Source organism: Pantoea sp. 1B4 (assembly GCF_016925765.1).
Classification (GTDB): domain Bacteria; phylum Pseudomonadota; class Gammaproteobacteria; order Enterobacterales; family Enterobacteriaceae; genus Pantoea; species Pantoea agglomerans.
The window spans coordinates 337,655-364,403 of the sequence record NZ_JAEUWZ010000001.1; the positions used below are offsets into that span (position 1 = coordinate 337,655).

A 26,749-nucleotide genomic window follows, 5' to 3' on the forward strand; every position below is an offset into this window, starting at 1 on the left:
CCCGAATTATTTGGGAGAAATAATGATGGCGAAAGAATTTGGTCGCCCGCAGCGCGTTTCACAAGAGCTGCAAAAAGAGATTGCGATGATCCTGCAGCGTGAGATCAAAGATCCACGTCTTGGCATGATGGTCACCGTATCAGGCGTTGAAGTCTCACGCGATCTCGCTTACGCAAAAGTGTTCGTGACTTTCCTCAACGACAAAGATGAAGAAGCGATTAAACATGGCCTGAAAGCGCTGAAAGAAGCGTCAGGTTATATCCGCATTCTGCTGGGCAAAGCGATGCGTCTGCGTATCGTGCCTGAGCTGACTTTCTTCTACGACAACTCGTTAGTCGAAGGGATGCGCATGTCCAATCTCGTCACCAGCGTCGTGAAGAACGATACTGAACGCCGTGGTCCGGACGCCACTGGCGATGACGAGGAGGCGTAATGAGTCGTCCGCGTCGTCGCGGTCGCGACGTCCATGGCGTGTTGTTGCTGGATAAGCCACAAGGCGTCTCGTCGAATGATGTCCTGCAGAAAGTGAAGCGTATCTTTAACGCGAATCGCGCAGGACATACCGGCGCGCTGGATCCTCTGGCTACCGGCATGTTGCCGATCTGCCTGGGTGAAGCGACTAAGTTTTCGCAGTATCTGCTCGATTCCGATAAACGCTATCGCGTGATTGCCCGACTGGGCGAGCGGACCGACACGTCAGACGCCGATGGCAACATCGTGCAGACGCGTCCGGTCAGCTTCAGTCAGGCCGATCTGGACAGTGCTCTGGAGAGCTTCCGCGGCGAAACGCTGCAGGTGCCTTCGATGTTTTCGGCACTAAAGCATCAGGGACGCCCGCTGTATGAATATGCGCGTCAGGGCATTGAGATTGCGCGTGAACCGCGTCCGATCTCTGTCTATGAACTGCAATTTATTCGCTGGCAGGATAACGAGCTGGAGCTGGAAATTCACTGCTCCAAAGGCACCTATATCCGCACCATCATCGATGACCTGGGCGAAAAGCTGGGATGCGGTGCGCACGTGATTATGCTGCGTCGCGTTCAGGTTGCCCGTTATCCGTATGAAAGGATGGTGACGCTGGAACAGCTCAACACCCTGCTGGCGGAAGCCACAGAAGCCGGCATTCCACTGGAAACGCAGCTCGATCCGCTGTTATTGCCGATGGACAGCCCCGCCTCTGATTTCCCTGAAGTGAATATCCCGCCTGCCGTGGCAGATTTCTTCCGCCAGGGACAGCCGGTACAGGCCAGTAATGCGCCTGCCCAGGGGCTGGTAAGGGTATCGGAAGGCGAAGCGCGTAAGTTTATCGGTATGGCAGAAATTGCCGACGATGGCCGGCTTGCGCCACGTCGTTTAGTGGTTGAGTATCAGGATTGAGCCAGGCGTTCACTTTTCGCTGATGGGGCATTTGCGTTGCTATCGGGCGCAGAGTAGAATAGCGCGGCTTTAAAGCGGGATGCTGAATTAGAGATCGGCACCCATACATTCATTTATTACTGGAGTTTATTATGTCTCTAAGCGTAGAAGCTAAAGCAGAGATCGTTGCTAAATATGGCCGTGGTGCTAACGACAGCGGTTCAACTGAAGTTCAGGTTGCCCTGTTGACCGCGCAGATTACCCATCTGCAGGGTCACTTCTCTGAGCACAAAAAAGACCACCACAGCCGCCGCGGTCTGCTGCGCATGGTATCTCAGCGTCGTAAGCTGCTGGACTACCTGAAGCGTAAAGACGTTGCACGCTACAGCAGCCTGATCGAAAGTCTCGGTCTGCGTCGCTAAGTCTGAAGAATCTGATCGTCGGGGCATTATGCGGGCTTTTGCACTCTGTGCAGCTTACGATCAGATTTGTGCGAGTTTCGTGAAGAGGGGGCCTTTATGGCCCCTTTTTTCGAGCAATCGGCAGCAATCCGGACCAAACTGATGTATTGTTGCTTAGTGTGATCTTTAGTTTGCAGAATTTCGCGCGGCTAATGAGAGGCTTTACCGCAGGGGCGGTCGAGGGTTGTCATTAGTCGCGAGGATGCAACTGAAGATTGGTAATCAATGGCGGGCTACAGATAGCCATGCCCCGAAGTTAAGGACTTTGATTTTGCTGAATCCGATCGTACGCAAATTCCAATATGGTCAACATACCGTCACGCTGGAAACCGGCATGATGGCTCGCCAGGCGACAGCCGCTGTTATGGTGAGCATGGACGATACTGCAGTATTCGTCACTGTAGTAGGTCAGAAAAAATCTAAACCAGGTCAGGATTTCTTCCCACTGACTGTGAACTATCAGGAGCGTACTTACGCTGCTGGTCGTATCCCAGGCAGCTTCTTCCGTCGTGAAGGCCGTCCAAGCGAAGGCGAAACCCTGATTTCGCGTCTGATTGACCGCCCGATTCGTCCGCTGTTCCCGGAAGGTTTTGTTAACGAAGTTCAGGTTATCGCCACTGTTGTCTCTGTGAACCCACAGGTTCACCCGGACATCGTTGCCATGATCGGTGCTTCTGCTGCACTGGCGCTTTCTGGTCTGCCGTTCAATGGCCCAATTGGTTCTGCGCGTGTTGGTTACATCAACGATCAATATGTCCTGAACCCAACCGCAGATGAGCTGAAACAGTCCCGTCTGGATCTGGTGGTTGCCGGTACGCAGAATGCCGTTCTGATGGTTGAATCTGAAGCTGAGATCCTGTCAGAAGAGCAGATGCTGGGCGCCGTGGTCTTTGGTCACGACCAGCAGCAGATCGTTATCGAAAACATTAATGCTCTGGTTGCTGAAGCGGGCAAACCACGCTGGGACTGGCAGCCAGAAGCGGCCAATACCGCACTGATTTCTCGCGTTGCTGCCTTGGCAGAAGCGCGCATCAGCGATGCTTACCGCATCACTGACAAGCAGGAGCGTTACACCCAGGTTGGCGTCATTAAAGACGAAACCATCGCTGCGCTGCTGGCTGAAGATGAAACGCTGGATGGTTCAGAAATCGGCGACATCGTGCATAGCCTTGAAAAAACCGTCGTTCGTACTCGCATCCTGAATGGCGAGCCACGCATCGATGGTCGTGAAAAAAGATATGATCCGTGGTCTGGACGTACGTACTGGCGTATTGCCACGTACACACGGTTCATCGCTGTTCACCCGTGGTGAGACGCAGGCACTGGTTACTGCAACGCTGGGTACGACCCGCGATGCGCAGAACCTTGATGAGCTGATGGGTGAACGTACCGACAGCTTCCTGTTCCATTACAACTTCCCTCCATACTCTGTCGGCGAAACCGGCATGGTAGGTTCGCCGAAGCGTCGTGAGATTGGTCACGGTCGTCTGGCGAAGCGCGGCGTGTTAGCGGTAATGCCTAAAGCGGAAGATTTCCCTTACACCATTCGTGTTGTTTCTGAAATCACCGAATCTAACGGCTCTTCTTCAATGGCCTCTGTCTGCGGTGCCTCACTGGCGCTGATGGATGCAGGTGTGCCAATCAAAGCCGCCGTTGCCGGTATCGCAATGGGTCTGGTGAAAGAAGATGAGAAGTTTGTTGTTCTGTCTGACATCCTGGGCGATGAAGATCACCTGGGCGACATGGACTTCAAAGTAGCCGGTAGCCGTGAAGGTATCACCGCGCTGCAGATGGACATCAAAATCGAAGGCATCACGCGTGAAATCATGCAGGAAGCGCTGAACCAGGCCCGGGGTGCACGTCTGCACATTCTGGGCGTTATGGAACAGGCTATCAGCACGCCGCGTACTGAGATTTCTGAATTCGCACCACGCATTTACACCATCAAAATCAGCTCTGACAAGATCAAAGATGTGATCGGTAAAGGCGGCTCAGTGATTCGTGCACTGACCGAAGAGACCGGCACAACGATTGAAATTGAAGATGACGGCACCGTGAAAATCGCTGCAACCGATGGTCTGAAAGCGAAAGAAGCGATTCGTCGTATCGAAGAGATTACCGCAGAGATCGAAGTGGGCCGCGTTTACAGTGGTAAAGTGACCCGTATCGTTGACTTCGGCGCTTTCGTTGCAATCGGCGGCGGTAAAGAAGGTCTGGTTCACATTTCACAAATCGCTGATAAGCGCGTTGAGAAAGTGACCGACTATCTGCAGATGGGTCAGGAAGTACCGGTTAAGGTGATGGAAGTTGATCGCCAGGGCCGTGTACGTCTGAGCATCAAAGAAGCGACAGAATCTAAGCCGCAGGCTGAAGAAGCTGTCGCGGTGACCACGCCTGACGCTGCTGAATAAGTCGTTGCTGATTTGCCCCTCTCTGCCTGGCAGAGAGGGGCGTTTGTATCATCGCGAGGGCGGGAATCCTTGTGCACAGCAGGCGGATGACAGGATGGTTATCCCAATGTTTGTATTCGGGAGTGGGAAATGAAGCCTTTTCTGCGCTGGTGTTTTGTTGCGACAGCTTTGACGCTGGCAGGATGCAGCAACTCCAATTGGCGTAAGAACGAAGTTCTTGCAGTGCCTTTACAGCCCACACTGCAGCAGGAAGTGATACTGGCGCGCATGGAACAAATTCTTGCCAGTCGCGCTCTCACCGATGATGAACGCGCACAGCTGTTATATGAGCGCGGAGTGTTGTATGATAGTTTAGGTCTGCGGGCATTAGCGCGGAACGATTTTTCGCAAGCGCTGTCTATAAGACCAGATATGCCCGAAGTGTTTAACTACTTAGGCATATATTTAACGCAGGCGGGCAACTTTGATGCCGCCTATGAAGCGTTTGATTCTGTACTTGAGCTTGATCCAACTTACAACTATGCGCATTTAAACCGTGGTATCGCCCTCTATTACGGCGGTCGATACAAGTTAGCGCAAGATGATCTGCTGGCGTTTTATCAAGACGATCCTAACGATCCTTTCCGCAGTTTGTGGCTCTATCTCGTTGAACGTGAGATGGATGTCGACAAGGCAAAAGTCGCGCTTCAACAGCGTCACGACAAAGCGGTCAGAGATCAATGGGGATGGAATATTGTCGAGTTCTACCTTGGAGATATCAACGAGAAAACGTTGATGGAAAGTCTCAAGGCGGACGCAACGGATAACACCTCGCTCGCTGAACATCTCAGTGAAACCAACTTCTATTTAGGTAAGTACTACCTAAGTCTGGGGGGAGAAGGACGACGCGAAAGCGTTGTTCAAACTGGCGGTGGCCAACAACGTCAATAACTTTGTTGAACACCGATACGCATTGTTGGAACTGGCGCAACTCGGCCAGGCACAAGACGATTTATCAGAATCTGACCAGCAATAGCTGACGAACTTAATTTGCCTGTAAAACCTGTTAAGTCATCATCTTAAAGGATGAAGGCTTTTCTGTTCGTCAAAACTTTTAATTTGAGCCGGTTCACACTTTTTGATGAAAATGACTGAAAGTTTTCACGACGAGTTATGTAGACTGGCCGCCGCAATCTAAGAGGCACGTGTACTACATGACTGATATTCAAACCACTTTTGCTGACCTTGGCCTGAACGCCGACATCCTTGAATCACTGAATGGCATGGGCTACGTAAAGCCATCCCCAATCCAGGCTGAGTGTATTCCTCACCTGCTGGCGGGCCGTGACGTGTTAGGCATGGCGCAGACCGGGAGTGGTAAAACCGCGGCGTTCTCTCTGCCGCTGTTACATAACATTGATCCTACTGTTAAAGCGCCACAAATCCTGGTGCTGGCACCTACCCGCGAACTGGCGGTACAGGTTGCTGAAGCAGTTACCGAATTCTCTAAACACATGCGTGGCCTGAACGTGGTTGCCCTTTACGGCGGCCAGCGTTATGACGTGCAGCTGCGCGCACTGCGTCAGGGACCACAGGTTGTTGTGGGTACGCCTGGCCGTCTGCTTGACCACCTGAAACGCGGCACGTTAGACCTTTCTAACCTGCGTGGCCTGGTGCTGGATGAAGCAGACGAAATGCTGCGCATGGGCTTCATCGAAGACGTTGAAACTATCATGGCGCAAATTCCAGCCGATCATCAGACCGCGCTGTTCTCTGCAACCATGCCGGAAGCGATTCGTCGTATCACCAAACGCTTCATGAAAGATCCACAGGAAGTGCGTATTCAGTCAAGCCTGACCACGCGTCCTGATATCAGCCAGAGCTACTGGACCGCTTACGGTCGTAAAACAGACGCACTGGTTCGCTTCCTGGAAGCAGAAGACTTTGATGCTGCCATCATCTTCGTGCGTACCAAAAACGCAACCATGGAAGTGGCAGAAGCGCTGGAACGTAGTGGCTATAACAGCGCCGCGCTGAACGGTGATATGAACCAGGCTCTGCGTGAGCAGACGCTTGAGCGCCTGAAAGATGGTCGTCTCGACATTCTGATTGCAACCGACGTTGCGGCTCGTGGCCTGGACGTTGAGCGCATCAGCCTGGTTGTTAACTACGACATCCCGATGGACTCAGAATCTTACGTTCACCGTATCGGCCGTACCGGTCGTGCTGGCCGTGCTGGCCGTGCGCTGCTGTTCGTTGAGAACCGCGAACGCCGTCTGCTGCGTAACATCGAACGTACCATGAAGCTGACTATTCCTGAGGTAGAACTGCCTAACGCAGAACTGCTGGGTGAGCGTCGTCTGGCTAAGTTCGCTGCTAAAGTTCAGCAGCAGCTGGAAAGCAGCGATCTGGATCAGTACCGTGCTCTGCTGGCTAAAATGCAGCCAGAAGAGGAAATGGATCTGGAAACACTGGCAGCTGCACTGCTGAAGATGGCACAGGGCGAACGTCCTCTGATTCTGCCACCAGAAGCACCGCGTCCGGCACGTCGCGAATACCGCGATCGTGACGAGCGTGATGGCCGTCGTGACAGCCGTGAAGCGCGTGGCGATTCTCGTGCTCCGCGTGAAAACCGCGAAAGCCGTGATGGCGATCGTCCACGTCGCGAACGTCGTGACGTTGGCGAAATGCAGCTGTACCGCATCGAAGTAGGCCGCGATGATGGTGTTGAAGTTCGTCACATCGTTGGCGCTATCGCTAACGAAGGCGACATCAGCAGCCGTTACATCGGTAACATCAAGCTGTTCGGTACCCACTCGACTATCGAGCTGCCGAAAGGCATGCCAGGCGATGTGCTGCAGCACTTTACCCGTACCCGTATTCTGAACAAGCCGATGAATATGCAGTTACTGGGTGATGCACAGCCGAACGAAGGCCGTGGTGACCGTCGTCCAGCTGGTGCTGGCGGTGAGCGTCGCAGCGGTCCAGGTGCAGGCGGTCCGGGCGCAGCTAACCGTGAAGGTGGTCGTCGCTTCTCTTCTGAACGCCGTGAAGGTGGTCGTGAAGGCGGCGGACGTACTTTCAACCGTGAAGGTAGCCGTGGTCCACGTCGTGAAGAGGGCGCAGCCGCCGCTCCACGTCGTCGTGATGCATAACGACTTAGCGTCGTAACAAAAAGGGAAGCCAATGGCTTCCCTTTTTTTATGCCTGTCAGGCACCGCCGCTGATCATCACGCGCTCGCCGCTGACCCAGGCGGACTCTTCAGAGGCCAGAAACAGCGCAACCTGCGCCACATCTTCCGGCAGACCAAAGCGTCCCAGCGGCGTGGCTGCCAGCAGTTGCGCTTTGAGCTGTGGGCTCATCCTCTTCGCGGCCAGTAATCCCTCCGTCAGAATCATGCCTGGTGCCAGGGCGTTAACCCGGATGTTCTTTGCGCCCAGCTCGCGCGCCAGTCCCTGGGTCAGGGTATCCACTGCGCCTTTGGTTGCCGCCCAGAGCACGGAACCCGGCGTACTGTTTTTACTGTTCAGGGCGCTGAGATTAATAATGCTGCCGCCGTGCGCCGGGAAGTGATGAATCGCCTGCTGACAGACCATCAGCGTACCCAGCAGGTTAACGTTAATCTGCTGCTGCATCTCCTCCAGCGTCAGCGCCGCAAACTCGCCGTGATGAAAGCTGCCCGCATTGTTCACCACAATGTCGGGCGCGCCGAAGCACTCTGCGGTGGTGGCGAAGAGCCGTTCCACATCCCGCAGGAGAGAGATATCTGCCTGTACCGCCACGGCTTCACTGCCCAGGTTGACGATATCGCTGACCACGTCAGCCGCTCCCACTTCATCCTGACGATAATTAACCACGACGCGGGCGCCAGCCGCGGCAAAAGCGATGGCAATCGCCGCACCAATGCCTTTTGAGGCGCCTGTTACCAGCGCGATTTTATTCTGCAGTGCCTTCATTATGTTGTTCTCCGCCGTAATGATTGCGTCGAAAGACTATGCGCGCTGGTGCCGAAAAGCGGGTAGTGCAATCCTGCAAGCTTCTTGCACGATCCTGCAAAAGTAACGCAACGGGCCAGGTATTCCGCTCAGCGTCAGGTAATATCAGCACAGATAGCGGGAGGGGAGAACACAGTGACAGAGAGTGAGAAGTGGCAGGGGCTGGCGCAGTTAATTGCCCGTCATGCTCCGGAGGATGGGCGGCATTCAAGCGCCATAGATTGCCTTTTTTTTGGCCGGGTTTCAGCACCGACTGAGCCAATGCACTTTGCTCAATGGGCCAGTTTTGCCCTGGTGGCACAGGGCGGTAAGGCGCTGCATATCGGTGATGAGGTGCTGCACTATGGTCCGGGCGATCTGCTGCTGGTGACGCTGGATATGCCGGTGCGCGCCTGCGTCACCGTCGCCACGCCGGAAAAACCCAATCTGGGGATTGGTATTGCCATCAATGAATCCCGGCTGATGCGCTACCTCGAACAGTTTCCCCCGACGCTGCCGCTGGTGACACCAGACAGTGAACGCGGCGTCACCGTGCATAAGGTCTCACCTTTGCTGGTGGATGCGGTTATCCGGCTGGTACGCCTGCTTGACCATCCTGAGGACATTGAGGCGCTGGCCCCGCTCATTGAGCAGGAGATTTTCTACCGGCTGCTGACCGGGCCGGAAGGTTCGCGCATCCTGAATATGGCGCTGGCTGAGCGGCCGGGCAACCGGGTCGCGCAGGCTGCCCGCTGGCTGCGGGAAAATTTTCATCAGCCGCTGAAGATGGATCGGCTCGCCAGTAGTGTCGGCATGAGCATCTCTTCGCTGCATCATCACTTCAAAGCCGTGACGGCCATGACGCCGATGCAATACCAGAAACAACTGCGGCTGAATGAGGCGCGACGTTTGATGATGGTGGAAAAGCTGGATGCCGGTACGGCAGGCTATCGGGTGGGGTATCAGAGCGCGTCACAGTTCAGCCGGGAGTATCGCCGCCTGTATGGGCAATCTCCGGCCAGGGATAGTCGTCAGCTGGCGGTGAGCCCGGAGAGATTGCGCCCACCGCAGAACTGATTACAGGCTGTTAGCCGCTTCCATCGCAATGGCGAAGGAGCGCAGGCGCGCTTCGGAATCAAAAATCTGGCCATTGACCATAATTTCATCCGCCTGGGTTTCACGCATCAGTGAGGCCAGCCCATGACGCACTTTGTCCGTATCGCCGACCAGCGACATGCTGAGCGCCTGCTGTACGCCATACTGTTCTGATGGCGACCAGAGGTTATCCATGTTTTCAACCGGTGCCGGTAACGGGCCCGGTTTGCCGCGGCGCAGGTTGATAAACTGCTGCTGCTGCGAGGTAAACAGGAAGCGCGCATCACGCTCACTGTCTGCGGCGATCACGTTAATGCAGACCATGGCATAAGGCTTGTCGAGACGCGCCGATGGCTGGAAGTTTTCACGGTAGACGTGCAGCGCCTGGAACAGTTGGTCAGGGGCAAAATGGGAGGCAAACGCAAACGGCAGGCCCATTTTCGCTGAAAGCTGTGCGCTATAGAGACTGGAGCCGAGCAGCCAGACCGGAATCTGCAGGCCCAGACCGGGTACCGGCTGCACTGGCGGCTGCGCATCCGCTTCGGCATCGAACCAGCTAATCAGTTCAGCCACATCCTCGGGGAACGTGTCGATGTGCATGTTGGCCTGATGACGGCGCAGTGCCATCATGGTGCGCTGGTCAGAACCTGGCGCGCGACCTAAGCCGAGATCGATACGGCCAGGATAGAGAGAGGCCAGCGTACCAAACTGCTCGGCGATCACCAGCGGCGCATGGTTAGGCAACATAATGCCGCCGGAGCCCAGCTTCAGAGTCTCGGTATTCGCCGCCAGATAGCCAATCAGCACGGAGGTGGCTGCGCTGGCAATCCCCGTCATGTTGTGATGTTCAGCCAGCCAGTAGCGTTGATAGCCCAGTTTTTCAGCCTGACGCGCCAGCGCCAGCGAATTATGGAACGCATCCCGAGCGGTCGCGCCCTGTGGAATCGGCGCGAGATCCAGCACGGACAGGCGAAGAGGTTTTTTATCAGACATGACTACTCCCGTTGTATGGCGCAGGCGTTAAGTTAAGGCCTGCACCATTTAGTATTACGCATCATTCCTTATATTAAAACTGCTAACCTCAGCAGGAATATAGCCGGTATGTGCTTTTATTCAGGATGCCAGCGTCATGCCCGCCAGTTTGCGCCAGTAACCGTTACAATCACTGCCTTTTGCGACCATTAGCGGAGCCTGACCGTTTTCATTGGCGCGGAAACGGTCCATCTCTGCCAGCGTCGTCACATCCTGCGGCGAGAGCCGTATGCAATCGACCTGGCCGTGCATACCAGCCAGATCGTTACCCAGGTTATAGCAGTAGCCGCTCATGGTCTGAATGCCATTGAGGACGAACACCTGCTGCCCCTCCTGGGAGTTGACGCGCCGGCCTGTCGGATAGTTGATACAGCAGGTTTCGCAGTCATCTTTCGCGCGGTTTTCCGAGCGGGCGGTGAAGCAGCGCGCTGAGAGCGCCAGCGGCAGATGACCGTAGCCCAGCACCTCCACCTCAAACTGCTGCCGGATACCCCGCGTCTCGCACTGCTCCAGCAGCTGTAGCAGCCAGTCACGTGACATCTCCACCGGCATACACCAGCGCGTCATGCCCTCTTTGACCAGCAGCTGCAGCGTGTCGGCGTTATAAACATTGAGCGTCGGACCCGCGACAAAGGGCAGATGACGCTCAGCGGCCATGTTAACCGTGCCGATATCATTGGCTTCAATCAGGAACTCACCGTTCTCTACGTAACGCTGCAGCTCTTTCAGCTCAGAGGGCGATTGCAGCAGCGCCAGCGTGCTCAGCACCACCTGTTTGCCGCTGGCCGCGAGTTCACGGGCCAGCGCTATCCAGCGGGCATAGGGCGTGGCGCGACGTTTACTGCACACCGCTTCGCCAAGGTAGATAATATCCGCGCTACTGCGGGCAGCCTGCTGGTAAAAATCTTCCAGCGTATCGGTCGGCCAGTACCAGAGCACCGGCCCAAGGGCATATTGCATCATGACTCCTTATTGCCATTCACGGTGATAAGCACCCAGCGTGGTTTGCGAACCTTCTGAGAGATCGCCCAGCGTCTGCATCCACTGTGGTGCGACTTCAAACTGTTCCGGCTGCGCCTTGCAGCGATCAATTGCCTGACGCCAGACGCGCGCCACGTCAGCGACATAGGCAGGGCTGCGCTGACGGCCTTCGATTTTCACCGAGGCGATGCCTGCCCGCAGCAGTTCCGGCAGCAGCTCCAGCGTGTTCAGACTGGTGGGCTCCTCGAGCACGTGATAACGCTTGTCGTTAACCATATAGCGTCCTTTGCAAAGTGTCGGATAACCCGCGCTTTCGTCCGGGGCGTAGCGATCGATCAACACTTCATTAAGACGTGACTCCATGCCCTGCGGCGTCTGCTGCCAGCGCACAAACTTCGCCGGAGAGCAGGCACCGGCGCTGTTAGGTGATTCACCGGTCAGCCAGGAAGAGAGGTAGCAGCGGCCTTCCGCCATGATGCACAGGCTGCCAAAGGCGAATACCTCCAGCGGCACCGGTGTGCTGCGCGCCAGCTGTTTAACCTGGTGAATCGACAGGACGCGCGGCAGCACCACACGCTGCAGATTGAAGTGGCGATGGTAAAAGCGAATCGCCTCCAGATTGGTCGCCGAAGCCTGTACAGAAAGATGACGTTCAACCTGTGGATAGCGCGTCGCGGCATACTCCAGCGTGGCGATATCCGCCAGGATCAGCGCGTCGGCTCCGTTTTGCGCCGCCACATCAATCGCCCGTTGCCAGCGATCCATGCCATCCGGATGGGCAAAGGTGTTAATCGCGACATGCAGTTTGCGGCGATGCTGATGAAGATAGCGCGCGGCTTCAGCCAGTTTTTTATCGGTGAAATTCAGACCCGCAAAATGACGGGCATTGGTATCATCTTTCAGCCCCACATACACCGCATCAGCGCCATTCTCTACAGCGGTGCGCACTGCGGGTAAGTTTCCTGCCGGGCAGAGCAGTTCCATAGATATTCCTCTCAACATGCAGATGGGCGTCGAGTCTAGGCATCTGGTCCGGGCAGCGTGTTGATTTGGGGCAGTGAAATTCAAATTCATCCGCCCGGCGGCGCTTTTTTTACCTGCATGGCAGCGGTTTTTATTGATCTCAGAGGAGGCGCGCAGAAAAGGATATGGCAATATACGTAAAATTTTCTGAAGGGAGTGACGAAAGTGTTAGAGCGGATACATGCCCATTGTGTGAAAAACGGTCCTAAAATCTTAGGGTTACCCGCTGCGTTCACCCCATTCCCGGTCAAAAAAGTTGCTTCTGCAACAACTCTTAAACTGGCAATTTCGTCATGCTTTGGCTGAAGGTGAGTTAGACTTTCTGGATGGTCGCCTGCTGGGTATTGAAATTGCCGATCTCAATCTGCAATGGATAACCACGCTGCAGGACGGCCGACTGGCGGTATTGCAACAGTCCGAAGCGGATGTCTGGTTTCGGGGCAATGCCAATGATCTGTTGCTGGTGGCAGCACGTAAAGCAGATCCCGACATGCTGTTCTTTCAACGCCGGCTGGTGATTGAAGGTGACACTGAACTGGGACTTGAGGTGAAGAACGTAATGGATGCTATTGAACCCGAGGCTATGCCCACCGCGTTACGCACGGCAATTGAGCAGATGGCGGCATTTGTCGACGCCGGCATGAAACAGGACGCGAAGGCCGCTCAGGCGCGCGCAGGTGCTGCATGTTGATTCGTAGTGAAATTGGCGTGGATGCCGCAGGCATCGACGCGCTGCTCAGACGCTGCTTCAGTACCTCAGCAGAGGCGGAACTGACTCAGGCGCTGCGTGAAGATGGCTTGCTGACCTTAGGCGTGGTCGCGACGGATGACGAGGGACAGGTGCTGGGTTATGCCGCATTCAGTCCGGTCAGCGTTCAGGGTGAAGATCGCGGCTGGGTTGGGCTGGCACCGCTGGCCGTCGATGAGACGCTGCGCGGTCAGGGAATTGCCAGCAAGCTGATCTATGAGGGGCTGGATACGCTCAATGAATTTGGCTACAGCGCGGTAGTGGTGCTGGGCGATCCGGCGCTGTTCAACCGTTTTGGTTTTGAACCGGCGGCACGCCACGGCCTGCGCAGCCGCTGGCCGGGTACAGAGGCAACGTTCCAGGTCTACCGTCTGGCCGATAATGCGTATGACGGGGCGGAAGGGCAGATCGACTACGCCGAACCCTTTAATCGCCAGCCGTAATACCCAGCCAGCTCTCCAGACAGCCGGGCTGGCCCGCCACCAGCAGTAATTTCTGCTGGCGGGTCAGTTGCTTGACCTGATACTCCAGCCTGGAGGCGCTGGCGCGATCGCCCGCGTCACAGTGAAACACCAGGTCCAGCGGCCCTTTGCCGCGCAGCGCGCGGGCGCCGCGTCCGCTCTGGTGCTGAGCGACCCGGCGCACCACATCCGTGGTGATACCGGTGTACAGGCTCCCTTTCGCCGTACGGACGATGTAGAGTTGCCACTGCTGACTCATCGCAATCATTTCCCAAAAAAAGGTGCCGGGCAGTGTAGCGCGCTTCACTCTCCGGTGCACCGCCAGGAGTTTATCTTGTCCGATCACGCCCATCTGGTTCGCTATCTGAGAAAGCAGCATGTGCTTTCACTCTGCTGTACCGCCGACGATCAACTGTGGTGCGCTAACTGCTACTACGTCTTTGACGAGACGCGCATGGCCTTCTGGATCATGACGGAACCCGATACCCGCCACGGTGAGTTAATGGTGCAGAATCCGCAGGTTGCGGGCACCGTCAATGGCCAGCCCAGAAGTGTGCTGCTGATTAAAGGGGTGCAGTATCGTGGCCATGTCAAACGGCTGGAGGAGACAACAGAGCAGATCGCCAGAGCCGCTTACCAGAAACGTTTTCCGGTCTCACGCAAAGTGTCGGCACCGCTGTGGGAGATTGTGCTGGATGAAGTGAAGATGACGGATAATGCGCTGGGATTCGGCAAGAAAATTGCCTGGCAGCGGGAGAAATAGGAACGCCCTTTTCAGCAGAAAAGGGCGTCGCGGCTTACAGCGCTTCGAGGATCCGCAGGGATTCACGATTAAAGGCCGGTAAATCGGCCGGGGTGCGGCTGGTGACCAGCTTATCGTCGTCTACTACCACTTCCTTATCATGGAAGTCGGCACCGGCATTGATCAGGTCAATGGCAACGGCTTTAACGGTAGTCATCTTGCGACCGCGCACGCCGTTAGCGCTAATCAGCAGCTGTGGCCCGTGGCAGATGGCAAAGATTGGCTTGCCGCTGGCGACAAACTCTTTGGTAAAAGCAACAAAACGATCGTCGCCGCGCAGGGCATCGGGCGAGTGACCGCCAGGCAGGAGCAGAGCGTCAAATTCAGCCGGGCTGACGTCATCAATGCTGCGATCGATGGTCACTTCCGCTTCGCCTTTCTTGCCTTTAACGACATTACCGGCTTGTTTCTCAATGGTAACCACCTCAAAACCAGCGCGTTTGTAAACTTCCGCAGGTGAGGTAAATTCTGAGTCTTCAAATTCATCGGTAATTAAAACCGCCACTTTCTTGCTCATTTTTTTCCTCCTTCAGCATGTGGAGCGCGAGACGCGCTTTCCGGATAACGCTATAAGCCTGGTCGCTGAGAGTGAGAACGCAAGCCAGCCCGTTAAGTTCAGCTATCTTTTAACCAGTCAGCAGTGAAATAAGGATGAATCTGAGATGAATCGCGTATTACTGACCGGTGCCACCGGCTTAGTCGGGTCGCATCTGCTGCGCTTACTGATTGAGGATCCACGCGTCGATGAGATCATCGCGCCAACCCGTCGGCCACTGCCCGCGATGAACAAGGTGGTGAATCCGGTTGAGGCCGATCTCACCGATGTCCTCGGGCCGCTGCAAAGTTCGCTGGACACGGTGTTCTGCTGCCTGGGCACCACGCGTAAGCAGGCGGGCAGTAAACAGGCTTTTATCCACGTTGATTACAGCCTGGTGGTGGACAGCGGGTTAAGCGGATTACGTCTGGGGGGCGAAGCAGATGCTGGTGGTCAGCGCGCACGGGGCCAGTCGTCACTCACCATTTTTATATAATCGCGTCAAAGGCGAAATGGAGAATGCGCTGCGCCATCAGGGCTGGCCGCGCCTGACGCTGGTGCGGCCTTCATTGCTGCTTGGGGATCGCGCGCAGAAGCGCCGGGGTGAAAGCCTGGCGGGACCGCTGTTTTCGCTGCTGCCGGGCAACTGGCGGGCGGTCAGCGCGCACGACGTGGCACGCTGTCTGCACCAGCAGGCTTTTACGCCGGGGAGTGAGAGCGTCAATATCATTGAGTCTGGCGAAATCCCGCGCCACTCAGCGTAACTGCCAGATAATCTGATTACGGCTGCCGCGCCATTGCAGCGTGGCATCCTTCTCCTCTTCGACAAAACGGCCATCGATCAGCACGTCGAGATAGACCAGCACAGCGCGCTGCGCCGCATTCAGCTCCTGCATCCGGTAACCGGTCCAGAGCCAGATATCTTTACCGGGACACGTCTGTCGCACCCGTTTCACCAGACGGCGAATGTGCGGCACGTTATGCGGATGCAGCGGATCGCCGCCGCTCAGCGACAATCCCTGGCGCGGAATGCGGGTGTCCTGCAAATCCGCCAGCAGTTGCTCCTCCATCTCAAGCGTAAAGGGCACGCCGGAGTCGAGCCGCCAGGTGCTCTGGTTATAGCAGCCGCGGCACTGATGTTCGCAACCGGCGACAAACAGCGTGCAGCGGGTGCCAGGTCCATTAACGATATCCACATCATAGTAGCGATGGATGTGCATCATCCCAGCGGTCCTTCAGACAGATGCTTCACCCGACGCTGCACTTCCTGCTGTTTACCGGCATTAAAGGGCCGCGCATCCGGGCTGCCCAGATAGCCGCAGACCCGCCGGGTAACGGAGACGCGTGCCGGATCGTGGTTGCCGCAATTCGGACAGGTGAAGCCGCGGCTGGTACAGGTGAACTCGCCGTTGAAGCCGCACTCGTAACACTCATCAATCGGGGTATTGGTGCCGTAATAGGGCACGCGGTCATAGCTGTAATCCCAGACATCCTCCAGCGCCTTGAGGTTGTGCTGCACATTCGGGTATTCGCCGTAACAGATGAATCCGCCATTCGCCAGCGGCGGATAGGGCGCTTCAAAGTCGATTTTGTCGTAAGGATTGACCTTCTTCTCAACGTCAAGATGGAAGCTGTTGGTGTAGTAGCCCTTGTCGGTAACGCCTGGCACCAGACCAAACTGCGCCGCATCAAGACGGCAGAAGCGGTCGCACAGATTCTCGCTTGGCGTGCTGTAAAGGCTGAACCCATAGCCTGTTTCTGCTTTCCAGCGCTCGGTGGCATCGCGCATGTAAGCAATGATCTCTACCCCTTTGGCGCGCAGGGCCGCGTCATCGTAAGGATGCTGATGACCGCCGCTGAGCGCATTCAGGGTTTCATGCAGGCCGATATAACCCAGCGACAGCGACGCGCGGCCATTACGGAAAATAGGACCGACTTCATCATCCGCATTCAGCCGAACGCCACAGGCGCCTTCCATATAGAGGATGGGCGCCACGCGCGCTTTGGTCTTCTCCAGCCGCGCCACCCGCGTCATCAGCGCCCGCTTAGCCAGCAGCAGTCGCGCATCAAGCAGCGTCCAGAAGCGCGCTTCATCCCCGCCCGCTTCCAGTGCGATGCGCGGCAGGTTCAGGCTGATTACCCCGATATTGTTGCGGCCCTCATGAATCTGCTCGCCGTTCTCTTCATAAACGCCAAGGAAACTACGGCAGCCCATTGGGGTTTTAAACGAGCCGGTGACTTTAACCACCTGATCGTAATTGAGGATGTCGGGATACATCCGCTTGCTGGCGCACTCCAGCGCCAGTTGTTTGATATCGTAATTAACGTCGCCCGCCCGGCGGTTGACGCCTTCGCGAATGCTGAACACCAGTTTAGGGAACACCGCCGTCTTGCGATTTTTACCCAGTCCGGCCAGCCGGTTAAGCAGAATTGACTGCTGAATCAGCCGGGCCGCCCAGTCCGTCCCCAGACCAAAACCAAAGGTGACAAACGGCGTCTGGCCGTTGGCGGTGTGCAGAGTATTCACCTCATACTCCAGCGACTGAAAGGCGTCGTAGCACTCTTTCTCCGTACGCTGGCGCGCATACTGCTCGGCCTGCGGGATCTGCCACTGCTCAGCAATCGCCAGATGCCGGGCATAGCTCTGCTCAACAAACGGGGCCAGCACTTCATCAATACGGTTAATGGTAGTGCCGCCGTAAATATGGCTGGCGACCTGCGCGATGATCTGCGCCGTCACGGCGGTGGCGGTGGCGATCGATTTTGGCGGCTCGATTTCAGCATTGCCCATTTTGAAACCGTTGGTCAGCATGCCTTTCAGATCGATCAGCATGCAGTTGAACATCGGGAAGAAAGGGGAGTAGTCGAGATCGTGATAGTGGATCTCGCCGCGCTCGTGCGCCAGCACCACATCGCGCGGCAGGATCTGCTGCTGTGCGTAGTGTTTTGCCACGATCCCGGCCAGCAGATCGCGCTGCGTCGGGATCACTTTGCTGTCTTTGTTGGCATTCTCGTTCAGCAGCGCCGCATTGGTCTGATCGACCAGCCCGCGGATGGCGTGATGTAACTGGCTCTGACGATCGCGGGCGACATCGCGATCGTGGCGGTATTCAATGTAGGCGCGGGCCAGTTGAGGGTAAGGACCCGCCATCAGCGTCTCTTCAACCGCACACTGAATTTCACGGATATCCACTTCCGGACAATCGGCCAGCCGCAATGCCACGCGCTCAGCGACCTGCGCGCACCAGGCCGCGTCTTCTACTTCGGCTGCCCGTGCCGCCGCCGCCACGGCCTGCTCAATACGCTGCGCATCAAAGCCTGTCCGGCATCCATCACGCTTGATTACCACCGTCGCCATTTCTCTCTCCATAAACTACATATAGGGGTCGAAAGGATTCTATTATCTACATGTAGTGATTGCTGAGAATTATTGCGATCAGATTTGACCTGAAACAAGGAAGCCTCAACCCGCTGGAAAACTCTGGCTGATGTAAAAAATCGGGTGCTGGTTCAGGTTTCCTGCAGGATCCACTGGCGGATTGGCGAGCAGCAACTTTAATCAACGTTCTGCCCTGTCAAAACGTTGACGTTACAAGGATGCCCGCCAATGTGGTTACCCCGTTCTTTGCTCCTGCTCTCAGCCCTCAGCCCAATCGCCCTGGCCAGTCCGCTGCCGCTGATGCCCTGGCCGCAACAGGTGGAACAGCCCGCCAGCGGCGGCACGCTTATCCTGACGCCGCAGCTGACGCTGCAAATCGCCGGCGATCATCTGGCGGGTGCCGAAGCGCGCTGGCTGGAGCGCATCAGCAATCAGACCGGCTGGCCGCTGTTGCCCGCCACCCAGCCGGTGGCAGCACCGACTATCCGCATCGTCATTGCGAAGGCGGTGGATCCGCAGCCGCTGCCTGATAGCGATGAGAGCTATCAGTTGCAGGTCGATGGCGACGGCGTCCTGTTAACCGCGCCCAGCCGTTTTGGCGCGATGCGCGGCATGGAAACCCTGCTGCAGCTGATACAAAACGGCGCACAGGGGACAACCATTCCTTACGTCACCATCCACGATCATCCGCGCTTTCCGTGGCGCGGCGTGCTGATCGACACGGCGCGTCACTTTATGCCGGTGGAGACGCTTAAACGTCAGATCGACGGCATCGCCGCCGCGCGCATGAACGTCTTTCACTGGCATCTTACTGACGATCAGGGCTGGCGCTTCGCCTCCAGCCACTATCCCCAGCTGCAGCAGAAAGCCAGCGATGGCAACTATTACAGCCAGCAGCAGATGCGGGAGATCGTGAAATATGCCACCGATCGCGGGGTGCGTGTGGTGCCCGAGCTGGATATGCCGGGACATGCGTCCGCGCTGGCGGTGGCGATGCCAGAGCTGATTAGCGCACCCGGCCCCTGGCAGATGGAGCGCGGCTGGGGCGTCTTTAAACCGCTGCTCGATCCCAGCAACGAACAGGTTTATCAGGTGATCGATACGCTGGTGGGTGAGATGGCGGCGATCTTCCCCGATCCCTGGCTGCACATTGGCGGCGATGAGGTGGATCCGACACAGTGGAACGACTCGCCCACTATCCAGCAGTTTATGCGCGATCACGATCTGAAAGATGCCCATGCGCTTCAGGCATATTTCAATCAGCGGGTAGAGAAGATCCTGGAAGCCTATCACCGTCAGATGGTGGGCTGGGATGAGATTGCCCATCCCGACTTGCCGCGCAGCATTCTGATCCAGTCGTGGCAGGGCCAGGATGCGCTGAGCGCGCTGGCAAAAGAGAACTACCGCGGCATCCTCTCCACCGGTTTCTACCTCGATCAGCCTCAGCCTGCCAGCTATCACTACCGCAATGAGGTCACGCCACAGGGCCTCAACGGCCAGGATCGTCTGCGGCCAGGCGATCAGGCGCAGAGCTGGTCATTCACCATGCCGCGGCTGAAAGGCAGCCCGGTGAAGGGCAGCTTTACGCTGATACAGGGAGAACCAGGCTGGCACGGTTTTATCGACTTCGATGGCAAAGCCCGCCGGATGGTCGGTCAGATCAACTGGCTCTCGACTCAGCAGGTGCGGTTTAGCGTGGATAGCTGGATGGGGCCGTTCCAGCCGGTGTTCACGCTGCAACAGAACGCCCTCAAAGGTTATGCAGAGGTAGGCAACGTGCGTTATCCCACCACCGGCCAACGGCTGGCTCAGACGCCTGCGGGCATCGCGCCCGCGCTGCCCACACCTGAGCAGGTGCAGCAAAATCTGCTGGGTGGCGAGGCGGCGCTGTGGGCGGAAAACATCAACAGCCAGATTATTGATACCAAACTGTGGCCGCGCGCCTTTGTGGTGGCCGAGCGGTTATGGTCGGCACAGGATGTCACCAATACCGACTCGATGTATTCGCGGCTGGCGGCGATGGATCGCTGGAGCAGCGTGTCGGTCGGAACGCTGCAACACGCGCAGACGGAGCAGCAGATGATGCGGCTGGCCAGTGGGCATGACATCGCCCCACTGCGGGTACTGGCCGAGGTGCTGGAACCGGCGCAATACTACACGCGCCAGCATCTCAAGTTTCAGGCGGGCCATTACGACTACCATGAACCCCTGAACCGGCTGGCAGATGTACTGCCCGCTGAGAGTGAGGCGGTACGTCAGCTGGAGCAGCAGGTCGCCGTGTTAATCGCCAATCGTAATAATCCGGCTGCCGCCTCTGCGGTTCGCGCGCCGCTGCAGCGCTGGCAGGCTAACACCAGCGCGGTGCTGCCGATCATTAACGCGAGTGCAACGCTGAAGCCGCTGGCACAGAGCGTGCAGCAGATCGAGGCGCTGAGCGCCATGGGCCTCGCGCTGGTTAATGCTTACGTTCGCAATCAGGCGTTTGGTGCCAGTGAAGTGGCGGAGATGCGTGCGACACTGGATGCCGCCGCAGAGGTACAGGATGAAACAGTGATTGCGCTGGTCAGGCCGCTGGAGACGCTGCTGCGCGCCTTTCAGTAAACGCTGCGGCCGGATAAACCGGCCATAGCGTCCTCAGGCCGGGCCGCTGACCGAGTGGCGGCGCACCAGGGTCGGGCTGAACATGTGGGTCACTTCCGGCAGCGGCTGATTGTTAGCCAGCGCCAGCGCCAGCTGGGCCGCCTGCTGCGCCATGGTGACAATCGGATAGCGGATGGTGGTGAGGCGCGGTCGCACATAGCGCGAAACCAGCACATCATCGAAGCCGATCAGCGACATCTCTTCCGGCACCCGAACACCGTTATCGCTCAGCACCGCCAGCGCGCCGGCGGCCATTGAGTCGTTGTAGCAGGCGACGGCGGTGAAATTCTTGCCGCGACCCAGCAGTTCCGTCATCGCCTGCTCACCGCCCACTTCATCCGGTTCACCCCAGGTGACCAGCCGATCGCTGCACGGCAGGCCATGTTCTTTCAGCGCATCGTAGTAACCCTGCAGGCGATCTTCTGCATCGGAGATAGTGTGGGTCGAGCAGATAAAGGCGATATTCTGGTGGCCAAGCTGGATCAGATGACGGGTCGCCAGCCAGGCGCCGTAACGGTCGTCGAGCGCGATACAGCGTTTTTCAAAGCCTTTTATCAGCCGGTTCAGCAGCACCATGCCAGGCACCTGCTTCATCAGCACTTCCAGTTCTGCATCCGGGATTTTCTTAGCGTGAACCACCAGCGCCGCGCAGCGGTGACGCATCAGTTGTTCAATCGCCTGCCGCTCTTTTTGCTCATTATGGTAACCGTTACCAATCAGCAAAAAGTTACCGGTGTCACCTGCCACCTCATCCACGGCTTTTACCATTGCGCCAAAAAAAGGGATCGGAGACGTCACCGACAATCAGGCCGAGCGTTTCGGTCGATTGCTGCGCCAGTGCGCGTGCGTTGGCGTTCGGGTGATACTGAAGCTGCTCCATCGCCTGACCTACGGCCTGTCGGGAGCTGTCGCTGGCTTTGGGAGAATTATTGATTACACGGGAGACTGTGGCGACAGAAACGCCAGCCAGTCGCGCAACATCCTTTATGGTAGCCATGCGTTGACCTGCTTTGGGGAAAACGTTTACACATCGCATCAGTGTTACGGAAAAGGGCGGACACATCAACCCGACAGAATGCCAGCGTCGTCGCAAAAAGGGGTAAAAACGGTCGTTCCTGCACGTCTTCTGCTGAGGCGTCGCACCATGCTATGCTCAATCTCCCACCTGGCTACCGTGAAAAACAACGATGAAAACCAAAGTGCCACATCTGGCGCACTGGGGCGCCTTTACCGCCGTCACTGAAAACGATCGCCTGATTGGCTGCGAACCTTTCTTCGCCGATGCCGATCCGTCACCGATGATCCACACCATTCCTGAACTGGTCTATTCCGACAAACGCATTCGTCAGCCGATGGTGCGGCGCTCGTGGCTGAAGTCACGCGAAAAGAGCGACCGTACGCTGCGTGGCCGGGAGGATTTTGTTGCCGTCGACTGGGAAACCGCGCTGGATCTGGTGGCGGAAGAGAATCGCCGCATTCGCGAGCGCTATGGCGCATCGGGCATTTTCAACGGCTCCTACGGCTGGTCATCGGCCGGTCGCGTCAACCACGCCCGCACTCTGGTTCGTCGCTTCTACTTTCAGGGCGGCGGCGGCGTTGATCAGCAGGGTAACTACAGCTGGGGCGCCGCGCAGTTCTTCCTGCCCTATGTGATTGGCACCTACATGCCGCTGACCGGGCGCGTCACCGAATGGCCGCAGGTGGTGGAACATGCCGAAATTTTTGTCGCCTTTGGTGGGCTGGCGCTGAAAAACGCCCAGGTCGCCTCGGGGGGGCGCAGGGCAGCACAGCCTGAAACCGGCGCTGATGCAACTGGCGGCCAAAGGCACGCCGGTGATCAACATCAGCCCGATGCGTGATGACTGCCCGGAATTTGTTAACGCCGAGTGGATTCCGATTCGCCCCAACACCGACGTGGCGCTGATGCTGGCGCTGGGACATGAGATCACCCAGCGCGGCGCGGTTGACGAAGCGTTTCTCGCCAGCCACTGCACCGGCTGGCCGCAGCTGCGCGCCTATCTGCTGGGCGAAACCGACGGCGTGGCGAAAACCGCCGGCTGGGCCAGTCGTATCACCGGCATCCCGGCCGATCGCATTGTGCATCTGGCGCAGCAGCTTCACCGGCAAGCGCAGCTTTATTACCTGCTCCTATTCCGTTCAGCGCGCCCATCGCGGCGAGCAGCCTTACTGGATGATGATTGCGCTGTCGTCGATGCTCGGCCAGCCAGGCCTGCCGGGCGCCGGTTTCTCTTTTGGTCACGGTTCGATGAACAGCGTCGGCAACCCGCGCCAGGAAGGTCCGGCTCCGATGATGAGCACCGGCCCCAATCCTTCCGGGCTGTCGATTCCGGTGGCGCGGATCAGCGATATGCTGCTCAATCCCGGCCAGCCTTACCGCTTTCAGGGCGAAACCCTGCACTATCCCGACATTCACATGGTGCACTGGGCGGGCGGCAATCCTTTCCATCATCATCAGCAGCTCAACCGGCTGGTGGAGGGCTGGCAGCGGCCCGATACGGTCGTGGTGCAGGATATCGTCTGGACGCCCGCCGCGCAGATGGCGGACATTGTGCTGCCTGCGACCACCACGCTGGAGCGCAATGACATCGGCGGCTCCTCACGCGACCGCTTTGTGCTGGCGATGCATCAGGCGATTAAACCGCAGCATCAGGCGCGCAACGACTTCGATATTTTTGCTGACCTGGCGGAGCGCCTCGGCTACCGCGATACCTTCACCGAAGGGCGCAACGAGATGCAGTGGATCGCCCATCTTTATCAGCAGTGTGCGACCGCGCATCAGCGTAAAGGCATCGATTTCCCGGCGTTTGAGGAGTTCTGGCAGCGCGGCTTTGTGGAGATCCCCGAAGGGGGCAAACCCTATCAGTTTATGGATGATTTCCGTGCCGATCCGCAGGCCAATCCGATTAAAACCGCCAGCGGCAAAATCGAACTCTTCAGCCAGACCATTGCGGACTACCAGCTGGACGATTTCGCCGGCCATCCGGAATGGCGTGAACCGCAGGAGTGGCTCGGTTCGCCGGTCAGCCGCGACTATCCGCTGCACATGATCTCGATTCAGCCTTCCGACCGGTTACACAGTCAGCTGGATGCTACAGAAACGGTGCAGGGCAATAAAACCGCCGGACACGAAACGCTTTACATGCATCCGCAGGATGCGGCCGCGCGCGGGCTGGTGGAGGGCGACGAGATAGAGGTCAGCAACGCACGCGGCGTGATGCTGGCGGGCGTGCGGATCACCGATGGCGTGACGCAGGGCGTAGTGATTATCGCCACCGGCGCCTGGTTTGATCCCGGCTTTGGCAAGGCGTGGCAGCCGCACGATCGCGCGGGTAACCCCAACGTGCTGACGCTCGACATCGGCACCTCGTCGCTGACGCAGGGGCCAAACGCCATGAGCTGCCTGGTGGAAATCAAAAAACATCAGGATTGCACAATAGCGTAAGGATCTCATGGCTGGTTACATTTTGCCGGTAACTGTTGCGTTTGAGAGATGGCAGCCGATCGATCCCTCTTGCTACATTCAGGGTCCCAGAGGTATTGATGGGTGAACATCAATAGATTTTCTTGATTACACCAACCTGCGCAGATGCGCAGGTTTTTTTTTGCCAGAAATCGGCCGTCGATAACGAACTGATACACAGTTTTCCTGTTATACGGCCAGCGCTTTCTTTATAACTGCTGGCACCAGCCCCTTTCTCTTTATTTTGCGCAGCGGAATGCCATGCCCCGGATTAAAAAACTACTGGGAAAAGACCAGATAAAAGCGCCGTTTAACCCTTTTCGTTTCCGACTTATCTGCCTGGGTGTCACGACCTGTCTGGTGGTGCTGCTGGCGCGCGTCGCGGACCTGCAGTTCCTGAATCAGCCGATGCTGGAGCACGAAGCGGATCAGCGATCGCTGCGTACCGTGACGCTGCCTACCAGTCGCGGCACGCTGCTGGATCGTAACGGTGAAGCGCTGGCGCTCAGCGTCCCGTCGCGCGACGTGATTGCCGATCCGCAGCGTGTGCTGGAGAGCAACCCCGATTTTACCAGTGCCAAATGGGCCTATCTGGCGGCGGCGCTTAACACCCGTCCCGAAGAGCTGGCGGCGCAGATCACCGCCAACTCGAAACGTCGCTTCCTCTATCTGGGGCGTAAAGTCGAGCTGGGCATCGCCAAAGATATTAAAGAGCTGAAGCTGAAAGGCATCAGCGAAGTCTATGACGACAGCCGTTTCTATCCGATGAGCGAGGCCTCTGCGCCGCTGATCGGTATCGTCGGGGCGGATAACGTCGGCCTGAATGGACTGGAAAAGGGCTTTGATAAAGTATTGCAGGGCGAGCCGGGCAAAGAGGTCTATCGGCAGGATGCCGCGGGCAATATCATCGCGATGATCAACTATCAGCCGCCGACCCAACCGCCGACGGTACAGCTCAGCATCGACAAATATGACCAGTACACGCTCTACAGCAAACTGCGCGACGGCGTACTGATCAACAAGGCGGACTCGGGTGCGGCCGTGCTGGTGAAAATCGACACCGGCGAGATTCTGGCGATGGCTTCCTATCCGTCGTTCAACCCCAACAACTATGAAGGGGCAACGCCCGCGCAGATGCGTAACTCTGCCATCAATGACAGCTACGAACCGGGATCGACCGTCAAACCGTTAGTGGTGATGGAAGCGCTGGAGCGCCACCTGGTGCGCCCGGATTCGGTGATCGACACCACGCCTTACAGCGTTAACGGCCACCTGATCCGCGACGTCGGCCACTGGCCGCGCCTGACCATGACCGGCATTCTGCAAAAATCGAGCGACATCGGCGTGTCACACCTCGCGCTGGCGATGCCCGCCGAAGCGCTGGTCAACACCTATCATGCGTTCGGCCTTGGCAAACCGACCGGCTTAGGGCTGACCGGCGAAAGCGTCGGCTACTTTCCGTTGCACCGCACCCGCTGGGCAGATATCGAGCGGGCCACCTTCTCCTTTGGCTATGGCCTGCGTGTGACGCCGTTGCAGATTGCCCGCGAATACGCCACGCTCGGCTCCTATGGCATTTACCGTCCGCTCTCGATCACCCGCGTTACGCCACCGGTCATGGGACGCCAGGTCGCCAACCCGGAAACGGTGAAAGAGGTGGTGCACATGCTGGAGAGTGACGTCCTGCCGGGCGGAACCGGGCTGAAAGCTGCGGTCCCGGGCTACCGTCTGGCAACCAAAACCGGTACGGCGGAAAAAATGGGCACCAGCGGCAAGTATGATGGCGGCTACGTCAACTACACTGCCGGTCTCGCTCCCGCCAGCCATCCTGAAGTGGCGCTGGTGGTGATGATCAACCATCCGACGGCGGGCGATCACTTCGGTGGCTCGGTTGCTGCACCGGTGTTCGGCAATATCATGGGGCCGGTACTGAAACACATGAATATTGCACCGGATGCCATCTACACCAAACCGGCGGCCACTCCTTCAGATAAATCTTAGACAAATCAGAGTGTAAGCGAGGCGTGAAGGATATTCACACCTCGTTGCACTTCCCCGAATTCGGTTGCGTTTTCCTGCTGTCTCCGCGCGGTCAATCAGTGCGAGGATAGCAGTCCCAGAGGTATTGATGGGTGTGAAAACAACACTGCTTCGGCAGTGAGACCCTGTTATTACACCAACCCACGCAGATGCGTGGGTTTTTTTTGCCTGCTTGCCTGAGCCTGCCGTTACCGCTGTAAAAACCCCCCCGCTAAATCAACATCGTTCTTAACGAAACCCTGACAGTTTGCCGATAGAAAGGCGCATCGCCTTTCACTGATAATGGCCGCCGTGAAGCCTGGCGGTTTTTTGCCCGCCGCCGCTCACTGCCGCATTCCGCACGTTCCGGG

The 26,749-nt window shown here is 57.3% G+C and carries 17 protein-coding genes and 6 pseudogenes; 14 read left to right on the plus strand and 9 right to left on the minus strand.

Going from position 1 to position 26,749, the window contains the following annotated elements:
* Positions 1-25 precede the first annotated feature (25 nt).
* The 6 genes and pseudogenes from rbfA to JNO11_RS01605 all read left to right on the plus strand — a co-directional run bounded on the left by rbfA (position 26) and on the right by JNO11_RS01605 (position 7,362).
* Positions 26-433: a 30S ribosome-binding factor RbfA gene (rbfA, locus tag JNO11_RS01580; RefSeq protein ID WP_010251785.1), complete on the plus strand. Its 408-nt coding sequence runs from the start codon at positions 26-28 to the stop codon at positions 431-433.
* The gene (gene truB, locus JNO11_RS01585) at positions 433-1,377 is read left to right on the plus strand and encodes a tRNA pseudouridine(55) synthase TruB (RefSeq protein WP_325176847.1); all 945 of its coding nucleotides are present in this window, start codon (positions 433-435) and stop codon (positions 1,375-1,377) included. The genes rbfA and truB overlap by 1 nt, the downstream gene beginning before the upstream one ends.
* A 131-nt stretch (positions 1,378-1,508) precedes the next feature.
* Positions 1,509-1,778 (plus strand): 30S ribosomal protein S15, encoded by a 270-nt coding sequence (gene rpsO / locus JNO11_RS01590; protein ID WP_003851063.1) that lies wholly within the window; start codon positions 1,509-1,511, stop codon positions 1,776-1,778.
* Between the two features lie 310 nt (positions 1,779-2,088).
* A pseudogene (gene pnp, locus JNO11_RS01595) lies at positions 2,089-4,228 on the plus strand (polyribonucleotide nucleotidyltransferase).
* A gap of 129 nt (positions 4,229-4,357) precedes the next feature.
* A pseudogene (nlpI, locus tag JNO11_RS01600) lies at positions 4,358-5,243 on the plus strand (lipoprotein NlpI).
* A 178-nt stretch (positions 5,244-5,421) separates the two neighbouring features.
* On the plus strand, positions 5,422-7,362 hold the full coding sequence (locus JNO11_RS01605; RefSeq protein WP_031592043.1) for a DEAD/DEAH family ATP-dependent RNA helicase: 1,941 nt from the start codon (positions 5,422-5,424) through the stop codon (positions 7,360-7,362).
* Positions 7,363-7,417: 55 nt separating this feature from the next.
* Here the strand turns inward: JNO11_RS01605 and JNO11_RS01610 are convergent, their stop codons facing one another.
* Complete coding sequence (locus JNO11_RS01610) at positions 7,418-8,164, minus strand: glucose 1-dehydrogenase (RefSeq protein WP_010671804.1); 747 nt, start codon at positions 8,162-8,164, stop codon at positions 7,418-7,420.
* Between the two features lie 174 nt (positions 8,165-8,338).
* On the opposite strand from JNO11_RS01610, the gene JNO11_RS01615 reads away from it, so the two are divergent.
* A complete protein-coding gene (locus JNO11_RS01615) occupies positions 8,339-9,259 on the plus strand; it encodes an AraC family transcriptional regulator (RefSeq protein WP_325176848.1) in 921 nt (306 codons plus the stop codon).
* On the opposite strand, the gene JNO11_RS01620 is transcribed toward JNO11_RS01615, so the two are convergent.
* The 3 genes from JNO11_RS01620 to JNO11_RS01630 all read right to left on the minus strand — a co-directional run bounded on the left by JNO11_RS01620 (position 9,260) and on the right by JNO11_RS01630 (position 12,274).
* Positions 9,260-10,270, minus strand: coding sequence for a luciferase-like monooxygenase (locus tag JNO11_RS01620; RefSeq protein ID WP_010251755.1), 1,011 nt, complete (start codon positions 10,268-10,270; stop codon positions 9,260-9,262).
* A 120-nt stretch (positions 10,271-10,390) separates the two neighbouring features.
* Positions 10,391-11,269 (minus strand): U32 family peptidase, encoded by an 879-nt coding sequence (locus JNO11_RS01625; RefSeq protein WP_325177635.1) that lies wholly within the window; start codon positions 11,267-11,269, stop codon positions 10,391-10,393.
* Positions 11,270-11,278: 9 nt separating this feature from the next.
* A complete protein-coding gene (locus JNO11_RS01630) occupies positions 11,279-12,274 on the minus strand; it encodes a peptidase U32 family protein (RefSeq protein WP_033780467.1) in 996 nt (331 codons plus the stop codon).
* A gap of 204 nt (positions 12,275-12,478) precedes the next feature.
* Between JNO11_RS01630 and JNO11_RS01635 the strand changes: the two are divergent.
* Positions 12,479-13,004, plus strand: a pseudogene (locus JNO11_RS01635) (SCP2 sterol-binding domain-containing protein).
* Positions 12,998-13,504, plus strand: coding sequence for an N-acetyltransferase (locus tag JNO11_RS01640; protein ID WP_010251747.1), 507 nt, complete (start codon positions 12,998-13,000; stop codon positions 13,502-13,504). The pseudogene JNO11_RS01635 and the gene JNO11_RS01640 overlap by 7 nt, the downstream one beginning before the upstream one ends.
* On the opposite strand, the gene JNO11_RS01645 is transcribed toward JNO11_RS01640, so the two are convergent.
* A complete protein-coding gene (locus JNO11_RS01645; RefSeq protein ID WP_031292823.1) occupies positions 13,488-13,781 on the minus strand; it encodes a GIY-YIG nuclease family protein in 294 nt (97 codons plus the stop codon). The genes JNO11_RS01640 and JNO11_RS01645 overlap by 17 nt on opposite strands.
* Positions 13,782-13,856: 75 nt before the next feature.
* Between JNO11_RS01645 and JNO11_RS01650 the strand changes: the two genes are divergently transcribed.
* Entirely contained in the window at positions 13,857-14,285 is a 429-nt protein-coding gene (locus tag JNO11_RS01650) for a YhbP family protein (RefSeq protein WP_029519474.1), read from the plus strand.
* A 34-nt stretch (positions 14,286-14,319) separates the two neighbouring features.
* On the opposite strand, the gene JNO11_RS01655 is transcribed toward JNO11_RS01650, so the two are convergent.
* On the minus strand, positions 14,320-14,841 hold the full coding sequence (locus JNO11_RS01655) for a type 1 glutamine amidotransferase domain-containing protein (RefSeq protein WP_010251739.1): 522 nt from the start codon (positions 14,839-14,841) through the stop codon (positions 14,320-14,322).
* 145 nt (positions 14,842-14,986) lie between these two features.
* Here JNO11_RS01655 and JNO11_RS01660 point away from each other — a divergent pair.
* Positions 14,987-15,623 (plus strand): annotated as a pseudogene (locus tag JNO11_RS01660) (NAD(P)H-binding protein).
* Here the strand turns inward: JNO11_RS01660 and nrdG are convergent.
* Positions 15,615-16,082, minus strand: coding sequence for an anaerobic ribonucleoside-triphosphate reductase-activating protein (nrdG, locus tag JNO11_RS01665; protein ID WP_033778405.1), 468 nt, complete (start codon positions 16,080-16,082; stop codon positions 15,615-15,617). The pseudogene JNO11_RS01660 and the gene nrdG overlap by 9 nt on opposite strands.
* Positions 16,079-18,217: an anaerobic ribonucleoside-triphosphate reductase gene (gene nrdD / locus JNO11_RS01670; protein ID WP_111534525.1), complete on the minus strand. Its 2,139-nt coding sequence runs from the start codon at positions 18,215-18,217 to the stop codon at positions 16,079-16,081. Before nrdD ends, nrdG begins: the two co-directional genes overlap by 4 nt.
* Before the next feature lie 249 nt (positions 18,218-18,466).
* Between nrdD and JNO11_RS01675 the strand changes: the two genes are divergently transcribed.
* Entirely contained in the window at positions 18,467-20,839 is a 2,373-nt protein-coding gene (locus JNO11_RS01675) for a family 20 glycosylhydrolase (protein WP_325176849.1), read from the plus strand.
* A gap of 33 nt (positions 20,840-20,872) precedes the next feature.
* Here JNO11_RS01675 and galR read toward each other — a convergent pair.
* Positions 20,873-21,875: pseudogene (gene galR / locus JNO11_RS01680) on the minus strand (HTH-type transcriptional regulator GalR).
* 190 nt (positions 21,876-22,065) lie between these two features.
* Here galR and JNO11_RS01685 point away from each other — a divergent pair.
* Positions 22,066-24,341 (plus strand): annotated as a pseudogene (locus JNO11_RS01685) (molybdopterin guanine dinucleotide-containing S/N-oxide reductase).
* A 279-nt stretch (positions 24,342-24,620) separates the two neighbouring features.
* On the plus strand, positions 24,621-26,360 hold the full coding sequence (locus JNO11_RS01690; protein ID WP_325176850.1) for a penicillin-binding transpeptidase domain-containing protein: 1,740 nt from the start codon (positions 24,621-24,623) through the stop codon (positions 26,358-26,360).
* Positions 26,361-26,749 lie beyond the last annotated feature (389 nt).

Bases quoted from the DNA above. Each gene is read 5' to 3' on its own strand.
- JNO11_RS01605 (WP_031592043.1), top strand. From the start codon at position 5,422: ATGACTGATATTCAAACCACTTTTGCTGACCTTGGCCTGAACGCCGAC.
- JNO11_RS01690 (WP_325176850.1), top strand. From the start codon at position 24,621: ATGCCCCGGATTAAAAAACTACTGGGAAAAGACCAGATAAAAGCGCCG.
- nrdG (WP_033778405.1), bottom strand. From the start codon at position 16,082: ATGATGCACATCCATCGCTACTATGATGTGGATATCGTTAATGGACCT.
- JNO11_RS01620 (WP_010251755.1), bottom strand. From the start codon at position 10,270: ATGTCTGATAAAAAACCTCTTCGCCTGTCCGTGCTGGATCTCGCGCCG.
- JNO11_RS01675 (WP_325176849.1), top strand. From the start codon at position 18,467: ATGTGGTTACCCCGTTCTTTGCTCCTGCTCTCAGCCCTCAGCCCAATC.
- JNO11_RS01625 (WP_325177635.1), bottom strand. From the start codon at position 11,269: ATGCAATATGCCCTTGGGCCGGTGCTCTGGTACTGGCCGACCGATACG.
- rbfA (WP_010251785.1), top strand. From the start codon at position 26: ATGGCGAAAGAATTTGGTCGCCCGCAGCGCGTTTCACAAGAGCTGCAA.
- JNO11_RS01640 (WP_010251747.1), top strand. From the start codon at position 12,998: ATGTTGATTCGTAGTGAAATTGGCGTGGATGCCGCAGGCATCGACGCG.
- nrdD (WP_111534525.1), bottom strand. From the start codon at position 18,217: ATGGCGACGGTGGTAATCAAGCGTGATGGATGCCGGACAGGCTTTGAT.
- JNO11_RS01645 (WP_031292823.1), bottom strand. From the start codon at position 13,781: ATGAGTCAGCAGTGGCAACTCTACATCGTCCGTACGGCGAAAGGGAGC.
- truB (WP_325176847.1), top strand. From the start codon at position 433: ATGAGTCGTCCGCGTCGTCGCGGTCGCGACGTCCATGGCGTGTTGTTG.
- rpsO (WP_003851063.1), top strand. From the start codon at position 1,509: ATGTCTCTAAGCGTAGAAGCTAAAGCAGAGATCGTTGCTAAATATGGC.
- JNO11_RS01655 (WP_010251739.1), bottom strand. From the start codon at position 14,841: ATGAGCAAGAAAGTGGCGGTTTTAATTACCGATGAATTTGAAGACTCA.
- JNO11_RS01610 (WP_010671804.1), bottom strand. From the start codon at position 8,164: ATGAAGGCACTGCAGAATAAAATCGCGCTGGTAACAGGCGCCTCAAAA.
- JNO11_RS01630 (WP_033780467.1), bottom strand. From the start codon at position 12,274: ATGGAACTGCTCTGCCCGGCAGGAAACTTACCCGCAGTGCGCACCGCT.